Origin of the sequence: Ochrobactrum soli (assembly GCF_003664555.1) — a bacterium.
GTDB classification, from domain to species: Bacteria; Pseudomonadota; Alphaproteobacteria; order Rhizobiales; family Rhizobiaceae; genus Brucella; species Brucella teleogrylli.
Window position 1 is genome coordinate 1 of sequence record NZ_RCHH01000021.1, and the last position, 13,257, is coordinate 13,257.

A 13,257-nucleotide genomic window follows, 5' to 3' on the forward strand; every position below is an offset into this window, starting at 1 on the left:
ACAATCATCCAAATAGCCAGATCGACGACCTGCTGCCTTGGGCCTATGCCGCAACGCACGATCTCAAAGCCGTGGCCTGAAAACAGCGCTTACAGATCATGTCAGCCAGACTAATCATTTCGGCCACTGCGCCATTCGCGATGGCTTCCGGTATAGCGAATTTTGGTGCGAGCTGGAGCCTCACTATTTTGGCTCTTTCTTCCTCGCTAGGTGTCGCGATGCTCACAGGACTGAAGTTGCTTCGCTAATGTCAGCTTTCAGTCTGAAGCAATTGGGGGCGAGATTACGGCAATAGAGCGCAAAGCGGTCATGTGCGGATCTGGTTGCCAGTCAGAATCTTGATAGCCTGAAACAACATCTCCTCGTCCGTGCAGAGCAGTTTTATTTCGTTTCAAGCTACTTCGGTACTGAAGCGTAAACGCGCCATATACTCTTAGCTGAGGCGACTAAAACTCCATCTGAATTAAAATCCAGACTTACGAAAGCCAGGCTACGACCACGTTTTTGCAACGTGCATTTGCAGATTAACGATTTATCTGCGGTAGCGGTATTCAGAAACTGATATCAGTCTGCACAGTTGTATACCTAAACGTTGGATCGGTTGTGCGAAGAATCTTGGCCGCCGCAATATCAGCAAATGTCATGATAACACCGCCATGAATAAAGCCACTTCGGTTATTATGCCCTTCGTCAGGAATAAACTGGAACAACATTGCCCCTTTGTTTGTCTCGCTGAAATCGATCGGACCAAGATTAACCGAGAAAGCTAACAACTCCAGCGGCATCCAATTGGTTTTAGCCAGTGACCTCATCAATGCTCACTCACCGGTACATGGTGCGAAGACGCGTGGATTACTATCGCCGCTCTGTCTGCCGAGACAAAACGGCTGAAATTTCTGGTCGCCTTTCGCCCGGGCCTGATTTCACCAACCCTCGTTGCACATCAGGCTGCCACCTTTCAGCGTGTGACACAGGGTCGTTTGCTGCTCAACGTGGTGACCGGTGGTGATCGGTTTGAGCAGGCACGGTTTGGCGACCACCTTGATCATGACGCCCGTTATGAGCGGACGGCGGAGTTCATTCACGTGCTGCGCGGTGTCTCAGATGAAAATGCGACAGAGCCGTTTTCCTTCACGGGCAAACATTACGACATACGCGAAGCGCGCATCAATGCCGCCCCTTACGGCCTGCCGCAGATCTTCTTTGGTGGTGCAAGTGGCGCCGCAACCGAGGTCGCCACATCGCACTCCGATGTCTATCTGGTTTGGGGCGTCAGCCGGAACTGGAAGCAGACAACCTCAAAAAGCTGAAGGCACAGGCGGTGGCAAAGGGTCGTGACCTGAAATTCGGTATTCGCCTGCATGTGATTTCTCGCGAGACCGAGGATGAGGCATGGGTGGTTGCCGACAAGCTGCTAGGTTGGGTTTCCCCTGATCAGGTGGCAAACGCCAAAAGCCTTGCAGCAAAATCGGAATCGGTTGGCCAAAGCCATATGACAGCGCTGCATGCCGAACGGAATGGCCTGCCAAAATCAGCCCGTGAACTGCAAATCCATCCCGGTGTGTGGTCGGGTTACGGTCTCGTGCGCGGCGGTGCGGGGACCGCGCTGGTCGGCAGCCATGAGCAGGTGGCAGACCTGGTCGAGACCTACCACAAGGCAGGGTTTGATCATTTCATCTTCTCCGGCCAGCCGCATTCGGAAGAGGCCTGGCATTTCGGTGAAGGCGCTGCAGCCCGCCTGAAAGCCCGTGGTCTGCTGGCCCCGGTGTCGTGATGTGAGACAGGTGTCCTGCCCTGAAGGACACCAAAGACGGCTGCCCATTCATAATGCAGGGCGCGTGCCTTGCTGCTTTCAATTTTTGGGATACTCCACATGACTGAACAGACCCGTCCCATAGAGGTTCGCGCCCTTACCAGCACGCAAGAAAAGCGACAGGCCTTTGCCCAGTTTCGTCAGGCCATGCTTGGCATTGGCGACATCGGTCACGCCGATGCGAAGGCCGAAACCGACTATCTGGAAAGCGGTTCGCCGCTCGGTGGATTTATAGACGGTGAACTGCAGGGCGTCGTCAATGGTTATGACGGTTCTGTTGCCCTACCCGGCGGCAATTACGTTAGTCACCTCGCAGTGACGCATGTTGATATCGCCCCGACCCAGATCCGCAACGGTATTGCCCGTACGCTGCTGAGCAAGCAATTGAGGCGCGCTTATACGCAAGGTTATGTGGTCGCGGGCTTGCGTGCATCCGATGCTCGTATCTATGGACGCTACGGATACGGAATCGCGTCTTGGTCTGTTCGGCAGGAGGTTGACCTTTGCAATGGTGGACGGCCAAAACTTGAACGGCGTAGTGATTTACGTATTGTCGATGCAGTTGAGAGCTTTGACTTGTTCCAGAAAATTGCCAAAGCGATTCCGACACCACGGGCAGCAACCTTGTCACGCTGGAACGCATGGTGGACAATACAGGAGTTACGTACCAGAAAGGCATCCACACCTCACCATGCGGCGGTGGTTGGGTCTGAGGGCGCCGAACGGGGATATATAAGGTTTCATATTCAATCATCGGACAACTGGTTTACTTCCGCTCAAAGAACAGCAATTGTCGATGATATGGTGGCTCACGACGACGACGCCTGGCGCGCACTAATCGGCCACTTATTTTCCCAGGATATCCTTCACAAGGTTATTCTGCCCCGCTCCTTCGATTGCGAGACGCACGCCCTGCGCCTTATGTGACGGCAGGTTGTCCATGATGACGATGTCGCCGGTCACCAAGGTTGGAATGAGAACCTGTCCGACATAGGCCTGGAATGCGACGCCGTTCATCGCACCGTCGAGGACCATGGGTGCGGTCATGCCGGATAGTCTGAGTGCACCGGTAAATGTCGTTGTCTTCCAATGGCCGTTTGGGACCGGTAAACGGCATCGATGTCCGCAAGGGGCTCGTCCGCGAAGCCGGGACATCTTCGTGCTCAGGCCGGTTTCATCAATGAAAACGAGGCGCGCTGGATCGAGATCGAGCTGGCCGTCGAACCAGTCCTGGCGACGCTTCAGCAGGTCAGGACGGTCCTGCTCCAGTGCATGTGCGGTGCGGAGCAGGCAAGACATGCTTAGCGATATTCATGCCCGCCTCAATGAAGAGGTGCCAGGAGCTTATAAGCCCATAGACTGCGTTGTCGCACCGATGGTCGAGGCGGGAGAATGGTAACAAAAGTAGCGAAAATCAAACCGCTCATCACTATTAAAGGATGAGGCATATGCAAAAAGGCTCGCGCCGCTCGTATTGAATTGCGCGAGCCGCTGTAACGACTCGGGTAAAAAATTGCATCCTTGCTGAATGGCGACAAAGGGACCGCAAGCAAAACCCGTTCCAGCGGGTAGAGAAACGCCCACCATCGCGCTGTCTGATTGCCAGTCAATACTGTAGATCTCATCACAAAACCAATTGGGTTATGCATTGATTCGCAGTATAAAAATTTTCTCTGCGGATGATCGTTGTTCAAAAGCCGAAATAATCCGTCGTCATCTAGAATTATTTCATTTTGGTAAAAGATATCTTTGAAGTATTGACCGAAATTTTTCGTTCATCTTATAGCTTACAAATCGCCTTTGTTAGACGTAATTTGCTCTGCGGCTATAGTCAAATAGTACATTTAATATCAATATAAATACAAAAGAAACGCATCAATAGACGTTATTTCCTCATTCGTTATTTAACAGATAATCACGGGATCTGTTTCAAACAGGAGACACGCGGCGGCGGTCGCGATCAAGACTGAGAGATCGGCACCGGTACTTATGACAAGTGCTCCAGTACAGCCATAGACGTATGCCGATCCGAATAACACAGATCCGATCCGCTCTAGGTCAGCACGATACCACCATCCACATTCAGACTCTGTCCTGTCACAAAAGCCGAATCATCTGATGCCAGGAACGCGACGGGTCCGACGACATCTTCCGGGTCACCAATGCGGCGCATGGCGGTCTTTTCCTGCCAGGACTGGCGCACGGCAACATCGTCCAGATTGACCCGCCCCATATCGGTCAGGATAATCCCCGGGCAGATGCAGTTAGCCGTAATCCCGTGAGTGCCAACCTCCTGTGCGAGAACGCGGGTAAAGCCCATGACGGCGGCCTTCGATGCGGAATAATGGGCCTGTTCCGGTGCGCCGTGCTTACCGCCGATGGAAGCGATATTGACGATGCGGCCGTATTTTTGCTGCTTCATGTAAGGCAACACAGCCTGAACGACGAGAAACGTTCCCTTCGCATTGACATCGAGAACACTATCCCAGTGCTCTTCCTTGAGGTGCTCCACATCGCTGGCGATGAGAATACCTGCATTGTTGACAATTGCATCGATACGACCAAAAGCATCAGCCGTCTTCTTGACCATCGCTTCAACATCGGCCTTGTTGCTCACATCGGCATAGACGGTCAGGGCGCGGCGACCTGTGGCTTGGATTTCCTGTGCCACCTCCTGCAACGCATCTTTCTGACGCTCGATGTCGTTGATCGCCACATCGAAGCCGCGCGCGGCCATACCAATTGCGATAGCTCGGCCAATACCACGGCTTGCGCCGGTGACCAGAGCAATTTTTGCCTGTTCAGTCATCTTATTCTCCCAAAATCAAAGCGCGGTGTAACCGCCGTCTACGGCAAGCACAGTTCCCGTCACGAAGCTTGCGGCATCGGACGCCAAAAACAGAACAGCATTAGCGATCTCTCGCGGTTCTCCCAGCCGGCCCTGCGGCGTCATGCGCATCCAGTTTGAAAACCACTCCTCATTGCTGCGGCCAGCAAGCGTAAGTTCCGTTGCGGTGTAACCCGGCGCAACCGCGTTGACCCGCACGCCTTGCTTTGCCCATTCAACAGCCAAAGACTTGGTGATGAGGTTTACCCCGGCCTTGGCAGCGTTATAGGCAACCTGCGGCTGCGGATAGACGACAATCTCGCCGCACATGGAAGAGATGTTGACAATGGCACCGCTCCCTACAGCAGCCATGCGTTTGCCAAAGGCCTGAGCACAAAAGAAGACGCCGTTGAGATTGACGTCGATCACCGCGCGCCAATCTGCTTCAGATGTTTCGCCCGCCGGGCCGTTCCGAACAATGCCCGCATTGTTGACCAGAACGTCGGGAACGCCAACCTCGGCAGCAATCGCTTCGGCTGTTCGCTCTGCTGCGTCACGATCCGTGACATCCAGAATGTAGAGGCTTGCAGATGAAGGACGGCGCGCATTGAGTTCCGCGGCCGTCTGCTTCCCGGCCGATTCATCGCGGTCCGTGATGATGACCGTCGCGCCGGCTTCAACGAAAAGCTCGGCAATGGCTCGCCCAATACCCGTTGCGCCACCGGTTATGACAGCGCGCTTGCCGGCCAGTTGAAAATCTTTGAGCATTTCGTCCTCCCACTACAATGCCTCAGGCAGCTTGTACGGCCTTCAGCGCCGGATAGAGTGCTCGATATTGCTGGTAGATTTCATTGTAGCGTGCGGTCTCGCGCGGACGTGGTTCAATACGCTTGCCCAGTCTGACCATCGCGGCAATGCCGTCATCAATACTCGCGAAATGGCCAGCCCCATGCGCGGCCAGAACCGCAGCCCCGACAGAAGGAGCATCACGCGATTGCGGCACGCAGACCGGCAACCCAGCCGTGTCGGCATGGATTTGCAGCCAGAGCGGCGATGCGCTGGCCCCGCCGCCAACCGTAATTTCCTGCCCGCGATAACCAGCCTCGGCCATAGCATCGAGAATGGCGCGTGTGCCGAAACTGATACCTTCCATGATGGCACGGAAGATATGATGCGGTTCATGCGCCAGCGTTAGACCGACAATTGCGCCGCGAGACAAGGCGTCGGTATAGGGCGTGCGGTTACCCTGAAAATGATCCTGCACCAGAAGGCCTTCTGCACCCGGCTCCAGCGCAGCCGCCTTGGCGTTCAACGCTTCCATATCCATGGTGCCGTTCATCATGCGCCCAAGCCATGCGATGATAGATCCGGTGGAAGTCTGCCCGCCTTCGATAATGTAGCGTCCCGGATAAACCATGTTGGGATAGCTGCCCCAAATGCCCGGCGCATGCAGAGGCTTATCTGCAACACCAAATTGCAAGTGAGATGAACCGGTTATCAGCGCAAGCTGACCCGGCTTGGCAACGCCAAGGCCGATCATGCCGATGAGTGCATCGGCCCCGCCCTGCACCACCTTTACGCGCTGCGAAAGGCCAAGTGCGGAAGCAGCAGATGCGCAAAGCCCGCCAATAACTTCGCCGGGCGCGACTACGCGAGATGGCCATTTCTGTAGCAGAGCTCCAAGACCAAGTTTCTCCAGAAGCGTAACCGGAAAGCCGCCGCGATCCGTCGAATAGTGCCAGCGAAGCGAGACATTATTGAGGCTCGCCGCCTTTTCACCGGTCAGACGCAAGGTCATGAAATCCTGATACTCGCAGATTGTATCTGCCTTCTCGAAGACTTCCGGCTCATTGCGCGCGATCCACAACGCTTTCGGGATCATCCATTCCGCGGAAACCGGCCCTCGCCCGCCGCCATTGGCCTGCAAGGCCTGATCGCCGGTTGCAAGTACGGCATCCGCTTCGGCACTTGCTCGGACATCCATCCAGATGATCGAAGGGCGCAGCGGCTTGCCGTCCGCATCCAAAGCCACGACCGTGCAGCTGGTCGTCGCCAGCGTGATCGCTTCAATTGCCGACGGGTCGACAGCCGACTCCGCCATCGCCTTGCGTGCGGCCTGGACGAAGCATGACCACCAGTCTTCCGGATTTTGCTCCGCGCGCGCGCCGCTGGAAAACTTCGTCTCATAGGGAACTGCCGCGCTTGCAAGGCAAGAGCCCGACAAGTCGTAAACCCGCGCCCGGATACTTTCCGTTCCTCCGTCGGCGGTGAGAAAATAAACCATTCAACTCCTCCCGAGGCGGCTGCGAAAACTCCTCCAGTCTTCGCATGCCTCATCGCGCGATTTTCAACTCAGGCCGCGAAATGCTTCCAGCGCCTTGCCCGCATACATGACTGCCGGGCCACCGCCCATTTCAACAGCGACTTCAAGCGCTTCGACCAGTTCTTGTTCGGTTGCGCCGTGCTGGATCGCCGCGTCCACGTGGTAGAGGATGCAATCTTCGCACCCCTTCACCACGGCAATGCTGACCGCAATCAATTCGCGCTGCGCCGATGAAAACGCGCCAGCGGCCGTTGCGGTCTTACTCACCTTGGCAAAGCCACTCATCAGTTCGGGTGCAGATTTTGCAAATGCACCAAGCCGTGCTCGCGCTTCTTTCAGACGTAGCCTGACATCGTCAGTCATGGGAGCTCCCCGTGGAATTTATAATCAGATCAAGCACATCTTGGGACTGATCCCATTGCGGCATATGGCCGGACCGACCGAGGAAATGCACGGCAATCGATGATGGCAATGCGGTCGCCTGTTGCCATGGGATGATGCGATCCAGCAGACCAACGAGAACACGAACTGGCTTTGCGTGAGAAAGCTTTTCTAGGGCCGGAACGATGTCGGAGGTTTGCCCCCAAGGACCCACAATCGCTGCCGAAAGCGCTTTGAGACGCCCCTTGGCCGTGGTGGTCGCAAATTCCGCCGCCAGTTCCGGTGAAAGCTCGACGGGCTTGGCTGCGATACGGCGCAACAGATGGCTGACTTCGCCAGCCGTCGTTGCATTGGCCATGCCGGAGATAAAGCCGGCATCGACTTCAGAACCAAGTCCCGCCGGCGCGATAAGCATCAGGCTCGAAATGCGGTCTGCATGGGCATCAGCAAATTGCGCCGCAGCGACGGCACCAAGAGAATGCGCGACGATGTCAACCTCGGCAATTCCCAGAGCATCAAGGAACGCAGGCAGGAAGGCGCTGAGTTCAGCCGCGTCCGCAGCATCGATTGTCGTTAGTCCATGGGCAGGCAGATCGGGCACGATAACACGGCATTTTGCACGCCGCAGACCCGCTGCAATGCCGCTCCAAGTCGTCCGGTCGCCGGAGAAACCGTGTAGCAAGAGGATTGTGCGGCCATTCTTCGGCCCCCGATCCAGATAGGCGACGCGACCATTTGCAAGATCGATAAAATGCACGGCGCCATTCGATTTCGAACCGCCAGAAGCCGCAAGCACATCTTCCTTCTCGATCCGCCCCCGGCGTCCGCTGCCCGAAAGCGAATTGATGTCGATGCCATTCTGGCGAGCAACCTTGCGAGCAAGTGGCGTTGCGCGAACACGATCACCGCTGTTTGTAGAAGCAGCAGGTTTGGTAACGGAAGCTTCCACAGCCCCTTGAATTGGTTCAACGTCTTGAGCAGTCGCCGCCGATGCTTCCGGCGCTTCATCTTCGCCGTCGCTGGTCCAGTCGGCTCCAGTGCCAATGTCGATGCGCGCCAGAGGCGCTCCGACAACCACATGGTCGCCAATAGCGCCGATCCACTCATTGAGCGTGCCGTCACCCAATGCCGGAAATTCGGCTACCGTCTTGTCGGTTTCGATTTCAATGATCGAATCCCCGCGCTTGAAACTGTCACCCGGCTTGACGAGAAAGCCGACAATCTTGCCTTCCTCCATCGTCTCGCCAAGGCGCGGCATTTTCAAAATCCGTTCACTCATGACAACATTCTCTCGGCAACGGAGCGGATGAAATCGGTCGTCGGAACGCTACCCGTTTCAAGCTCCTGCGAAACTGAAATCGGAATGTCCTCACCGGCAACACGTACCACCGGCTGTTCGAGGTAGTCGAAGCATTCCTCGGTAATGCGAGCGGCGAGTTCAGCCGCAACACCGGCGGTCATCACACCCTCCGAGACCACCATCGCCTTACCGACGCGCTCGACATGTTCGCGCACCGTGTCGAAATCCAGCGGGTTGAGCGTGCGCAAGTCGATGACCGTCGCCTCGATACCCTTAGCGGACAGCTTCTCGGCAGCATCGAGCGCATAGTGCAGCTGGCGCGAATAGGTGACTATGACGAGATCCTTGCCGGTACGGCGCACATTGGCTTTGCCCCATGCGAGCGGTTCGGCGTCGAGATCGACCTCTTCCTTGCGGGTGTAGAGAGCCTTGTGCTCGATGAAGACCACAGGGTCGGGCTTCGTCAGGCTCTGGCGCAGCAGATGGTAAGCGTCCTGAACCGTGGCTGGCATGGCCAGGCGCAGACCCGGCGTATGCATGACCCAGGCTTCAAGGCTCTGCGAGTGTTGGGCGCCGGCGGAACGTCCGGTGCCGCCTTGGGTGCGCAGAACCATCGGCACGCCAATCTGACCACCGAACATATAGCGGATCTTGGCCGCCTGATTGGCAAGCTGGTCCATCGTCATGCCCAGAAAATCAATATACATCAGCTCGGCAACCGGACGCAGGCCGGTCATGGCAGCGCCAACCGCAGCACCGACAATGGCCGGTTCGGATATCGGCGTGTCAATCAGGCGTTCAGGGCCGTATTTGCCAATGAGATCCTTCGTAACACCATAAGCGCCACCATAGCGCCCCACCTCTTCGCCGATCACGACGATGGTGCTGTCTTCCGCCATGGCATCATCCAGCGCTTTACGCAGCGCGTCGCGGTAAGTCATGGCAACCATTATGCTTCATCCTTGGAAAGTACGCGGTCGATACGGGTGCGAACGGGTTCGGGCTCAGGTTCGCCCACGGCATAAACATCCTTAAACATGGAGGTGAGCGGCGGCGCCTTGGACTCGACAGTGAAGTCGATGGTAGCGTCCATCTCGGCAGTGATGTCGCCATCCATGGCGTCGAGTGCAGCTTCCTGCGCCAATCCGGATGAAACGAGCCGATCGCGGGTGAACTTCACCGGATCCTTCTTGCGTCCTTCCAGTTCCTCTGCCTCTGCGCGATATGGGCTCTTGTCCATGCGCGCATGACCAAAGAACCGGTAGCAGGTGACCGACAGGAAGCCCGGCTTGCCGAGCCGCGCATCGTCGATCAACCCTTGAGCCGCATTCTTGACTTCCTCGACATCTATGCCATCGACAACAGCACCGTTAAGGCCGAATGCATGCGCGCGCTGATCGAAAGCCGTGTTGGCGGTCGCCTGATCGACCCGGGTTCCCATACCGTACTGGTTGTTGATGCAGACGAACACCACCGGCAGACCCCACAGGGCCGCCATGTTCATGCTCTCATAAAGAATGCCCTGCTGCATCGCGCCGTCGCCAAAGAAAGCGAGCGAAACGGAATTCTTCTTCAGATATTTGCTCGACAGTCCTGCGCCAACGACGGCGGGAATACCGCCACCGACGATGGCGTTGGCGCCCAGATGACCGAGCGCCATGTCGGCAATGTGCATGGAACCGCCCTTGCCGTGGCAATAGCCTGTTTCCTTGCCGCCGATTTCGGCCATCATCTGCCTCGGATCAGCGCCACGCGCCAGAAAGATACCGTGGCCCCGATGGTGGGTTGTGAAGGTGTCCTGCGGCTGCATGGCGGCACATACACCGGCGGCAGCACCTTCTTCACCAATGGAAAGGTGAAGCATCGAACCTGCCGTCTGGCCGCGCACGAAGAGTTCGCCGACGCGTTCTTCGAAAGTGCGGATACGACGCATCGTTCTATAGAGTTCAAGAAGATTGGAATTACTCGGATTTTGCACGTGCGCCTCCGACAGACCTGTCTGTTGTAAATTTTTCATGATGTCCGGTTCAGTGCCCTCACAGGAGCTTTAGTTTGGTGGTACGCGAAACAACCGCGACCGCGACGAGAATGATGAGGCCTTTCACAATGCTCTGGATGTAGGTGTCCATGCCAATCAGATTGAGGCCGTTATTGATGACGCCGATGAACAGCGCGCCGAAGAAGGTTCCAGCGACTGTTGCCGTGCCGGGTCGAAACATGGTCATGCCAATGAAAACTGTTGCAAGACCGTCGAGGAGATAGCGCTCACCAGCATTGGGCTGGCCGGATCCGAGACGCGCCGCCAGAAGCGCACCCGCGACCGCTGCAAAGATAGAGCAAACGATCAGCGCAGCCGCACGATAGAAGCGACCATTGACGCCCGAAAGTTCCGCGGCCTTGAGATTGCCCCCGACAGCGTAGATGTAGCGGCCGAAGACGGTGCGCTCCATGATGAACCAGGCGACGAACACGACGATCACCATTGCATAGGCAAGCACGGGAATACCGAAAAGCTGTCCCTGTCCTAGCCAGAGATAGCTGGCCGGAAGGCCACCATAGATCGCCCGTCCGCCGGTCATCAGAAAGTTGACGCCATAAAGAATGGAGCCTATGGCAAGCGTGGCAATTAGCGAAGGCACACCGACAAGGGTGACGAGCGCCGCATTGACGGCCCCCACGACAAACCCTGCCCCCAATCCAGCAAGCAAGGCCAAAGGCAAGGGTGTGCCCGCGACCAGCAGCAGGGGCACCAATACACCGGCCATCCCGACCATATATCCGACCGAAAGGTCCATTTCGCGTGCGGCAAAACCGAAGGTCAGGCCCGCGCCGACGATGGTGAGCATGGCAATCTGCTGAAGAATGTTGAGCAGATTATTGGCTGTCAAAAACCGGTCCACCGTCAACGAGAAGCCCGCGAACAGTAGGAGCAACACGAAGAGCGTGGAATATTTCAGCAGCCATTCGCCCTTGAGCTTCTTGCCGAAGCTCTGCGCATGACGCGACGATTGCGGGGCAACAGCGGGGTTCTGTGTATTCATAGGATGACTCCTGCCATCGCGGCAATAAACTTCGCTTCGGAAAAGGCCTCACGCGGAATTTCCGTGCCCGGGGAGCCATTCACGAAGGGGATAACGCGGTCTGCCACGTCGGCAATTTCCAGAAGGTCGGACGAGGTGACCAAAATGGCCACGCCCTTGTCGGCGATCCTGCGCATCTGCGCGTGAATTTCACGCTTCGCGCCGATATCGACACCCTCCGTCGGCTCGATGAAAATCATCAGCCGGTAGTGATCGTCTGCGCCGTAAAGCCACTTGCCGATCGACACCTTCTGCTTGTTGCCGCCGCTCAGATCCTTCACGAACTGATTGCGCGAATGCGCTTTCACGTTCAGAAGCTGCATGGTGCGGTCGGCTTCCTGCGCTTCACGGCGCATCGACAGTACGCCTGTACCGCTCAAGGCCGCAAAGGACGGATGCACCATGGCAAGGTTTTCACGCACGTGCCAATCGCCGATCAGCGAATATTCCATGCGGTGATCGGGAACCAGCGCAACACCCTTTTTCTGCATGGTGCGCGCATCGATCCGGGTGATTGTTTCACCCTGAAAACGGCATGTGCCGCTGGTGACGCCGCTCGGCGTATAAAGCGAACGGGCAAAGCCAAAATGGCCAGCGCCAGTCAGGCCAATCAGACCGACGATCTCACCCGCACGGATGGAAAATTTGTCAACGTGCAGACCACCGGCATGCCAATTGCTGACTTCCAGCACCACAGGACCGAAACTGCGATTGTAACTGGCTTCCTGCGCCATCGCCGTCTTGCCGCCCGAGCGTTGCAGCATCATATCGATCAACCCGGCTTCGCTCGCTTCCGTGGCCTGAAGCGTCGCAATGTGACGACCATCGCGCAGAACTGTAATTCTATCGCTCAATGCCTTGATTTCAGAAAGGAAATGGCTGATCAAAACGATCCCGACGCCTTGCTGCGGCAGGGTCTTGATGATCTCCCAAAGGCTCTCTTTTTCGCGTGCAGGCAATGTCGCCGTGGGTTCATCGAGGATGAGCAAACGGACATTGCCACGCAGTGCGCGGACAATCTCGATGATCTTCTGATCTGCCATAGGCAGCATATCGACCTGCTCGTCGAGGTCGATGGAAACTTGAGGGAACCAGCGCTTGAGCAAGTCATTGGCGCGCGACAGCAGCTTGCGCTTGTCGATCACACGGAGGCCCATGCGAGGCTCGTCGCCCAGCAGAACATTCTGTGCACCGGTCAGTCCGGGAACGAGACTACCCTCCTGCGACACATGCGCGATACCCTTGCGCAACGCATCACCGGCACTTGCAAGCTTCACCTCGACGCCGTCAATGGTGATCGTGCCCGAAGTCGGGCTTTTGCTGCCGCCAAGAATACTGACCAGAGTGGTCTTTCCGGCGCCGTTTTCTCCGATCAGTCCATGCACCTCATCAAACCGAAATTCAGCGCTCACCTGATCCAGCGCCAGCGTTCCGGGATAGGACATAACGATCTGCGACAGGCTTACCGCCATCGGAGAACTCCCATGAATTCAATCTACTCTAAAGGGGCCGGAACGCGGAACGTTCACGCTC

General features: G+C 56.6%; 11 protein-coding genes and 2 pseudogenes. 2 read left to right on the forward strand and 11 right to left on the reverse strand.

Annotated features, from left to right (window positions below; all coding sequences use genetic code 11):
• Nucleotides 1-551: 551 nt before the first annotated feature.
• Nucleotides 552-812, reverse strand: a complete 261-nt coding sequence (locus D8666_RS21410; protein WP_121539346.1) for a PaaI family thioesterase — start codon at nt 810-812, stop codon at nt 552-554.
• Between the two features lie 84 nt (nt 813-896).
• Between D8666_RS21410 and D8666_RS24500 the strand changes: the two are divergent.
• A pseudogene (locus tag D8666_RS24500) lies at nt 897-1,774 on the forward strand (LLM class flavin-dependent oxidoreductase).
• Nucleotides 1,775-1,873: 99 nt separating this feature from the next.
• A complete protein-coding gene (locus tag D8666_RS21420; protein WP_121539347.1) occupies nt 1,874-2,740 on the forward strand; it encodes a GNAT family N-acetyltransferase in 867 nt (288 codons plus the stop codon).
• Here the strand turns inward: D8666_RS21420 and D8666_RS21425 are convergent.
• The 10 genes and pseudogenes from D8666_RS21425 to D8666_RS21470 all read right to left on the reverse strand — a co-directional run.
• Nucleotides 2,696-3,097, reverse strand: a pseudogene (locus D8666_RS21425) (transposase); the annotation flags it as partial. The gene D8666_RS21420 and the pseudogene D8666_RS21425 sit on opposite strands and share 45 nt — an antisense overlap.
• Nucleotides 3,098-3,866: 769 nt before the next feature.
• Nucleotides 3,867-4,622, reverse strand: a complete 756-nt coding sequence (locus tag D8666_RS21430) for an SDR family NAD(P)-dependent oxidoreductase (RefSeq protein WP_121539348.1) — start codon at nt 4,620-4,622, stop codon at nt 3,867-3,869.
• A 15-nt stretch (nt 4,623-4,637) separates the two neighbouring features.
• Nucleotides 4,638-5,408 (reverse strand): SDR family NAD(P)-dependent oxidoreductase, encoded by a 771-nt coding sequence (locus D8666_RS21435; RefSeq protein WP_121539349.1) that lies wholly within the window; start codon nt 5,406-5,408, stop codon nt 4,638-4,640.
• A gap of 22 nt (nt 5,409-5,430) precedes the next feature.
• Nucleotides 5,431-6,924 (reverse strand): FGGY-family carbohydrate kinase, encoded by a 1,494-nt coding sequence (locus D8666_RS21440; RefSeq protein ID WP_121539350.1) that lies wholly within the window; start codon nt 6,922-6,924, stop codon nt 5,431-5,433.
• 63 nt (nt 6,925-6,987) lie between these two features.
• Entirely contained in the window at nt 6,988-7,326 is a 339-nt protein-coding gene (locus D8666_RS21445; protein ID WP_121539351.1) for a carboxymuconolactone decarboxylase family protein, read from the reverse strand.
• On the reverse strand, nt 7,319-8,623 hold the full coding sequence (locus D8666_RS21450) for an acetoin dehydrogenase dihydrolipoyllysine-residue acetyltransferase subunit (protein ID WP_121539352.1): 1,305 nt from the start codon (nt 8,621-8,623) through the stop codon (nt 7,319-7,321). The genes D8666_RS21445 and D8666_RS21450 overlap by 8 nt, the downstream gene beginning before the upstream one ends.
• On the reverse strand, nt 8,620-9,594 hold the full coding sequence (locus tag D8666_RS21455) for an alpha-ketoacid dehydrogenase subunit beta (protein ID WP_167836152.1): 975 nt from the start codon (nt 9,592-9,594) through the stop codon (nt 8,620-8,622). Before D8666_RS21455 ends, D8666_RS21450 begins: the two co-directional genes overlap by 4 nt.
• Nucleotides 9,594-10,622: a thiamine pyrophosphate-dependent dehydrogenase E1 component subunit alpha gene (locus D8666_RS21460; protein ID WP_113533912.1), complete on the reverse strand. Its 1,029-nt coding sequence runs from the start codon at nt 10,620-10,622 to the stop codon at nt 9,594-9,596. Before D8666_RS21460 ends, D8666_RS21455 begins: the two co-directional genes overlap by 1 nt.
• A gap of 58 nt (nt 10,623-10,680) precedes the next feature.
• A complete protein-coding gene (locus tag D8666_RS21465; protein ID WP_121539354.1) occupies nt 10,681-11,685 on the reverse strand; it encodes an ABC transporter permease in 1,005 nt (334 codons plus the stop codon).
• Entirely contained in the window at nt 11,682-13,196 is a 1,515-nt protein-coding gene (locus D8666_RS21470; RefSeq protein ID WP_121539355.1) for a sugar ABC transporter ATP-binding protein, read from the reverse strand. Before D8666_RS21470 ends, D8666_RS21465 begins: the two co-directional genes overlap by 4 nt.
• Nucleotides 13,197-13,257 lie beyond the last annotated feature (61 nt).

What these genes read in the sequence shown, in the direction of transcription:
- D8666_RS21410 (WP_121539346.1), bottom strand. Translation starts at nt 812, where the DNA reads ATGAGGTCACTGGCTAAAACCAATTGGATGCCGCTGGAGTTGTTAGCT.
- D8666_RS21420 (WP_121539347.1), top strand. Translation starts at nt 1,874, where the DNA reads ATGACTGAACAGACCCGTCCCATAGAGGTTCGCGCCCTTACCAGCACG.
- D8666_RS21430 (WP_121539348.1), bottom strand. Translation starts at nt 4,622, where the DNA reads ATGACTGAACAGGCAAAAATTGCTCTGGTCACCGGCGCAAGCCGTGGT.
- D8666_RS21435 (WP_121539349.1), bottom strand. Translation starts at nt 5,408, where the DNA reads ATGCTCAAAGATTTTCAACTGGCCGGCAAGCGCGCTGTCATAACCGGT.
- D8666_RS21440 (WP_121539350.1), bottom strand. Translation starts at nt 6,924, where the DNA reads ATGGTTTATTTTCTCACCGCCGACGGAGGAACGGAAAGTATCCGGGCG.
- D8666_RS21445 (WP_121539351.1), bottom strand. Translation starts at nt 7,326, where the DNA reads ATGACTGACGATGTCAGGCTACGTCTGAAAGAAGCGCGAGCACGGCTT.
- D8666_RS21450 (WP_121539352.1), bottom strand. Translation starts at nt 8,623, where the DNA reads ATGAGTGAACGGATTTTGAAAATGCCGCGCCTTGGCGAGACGATGGAG.
- D8666_RS21455 (WP_167836152.1), bottom strand. Translation starts at nt 9,594, where the DNA reads ATGGTTGCCATGACTTACCGCGACGCGCTGCGTAAAGCGCTGGATGAT.
- D8666_RS21465 (WP_121539354.1), bottom strand. Translation starts at nt 11,685, where the DNA reads ATGAATACACAGAACCCCGCTGTTGCCCCGCAATCGTCGCGTCATGCG.
- D8666_RS21470 (WP_121539355.1), bottom strand. Translation starts at nt 13,196, where the DNA reads ATGGCGGTAAGCCTGTCGCAGATCGTTATGTCCTATCCCGGAACGCTG.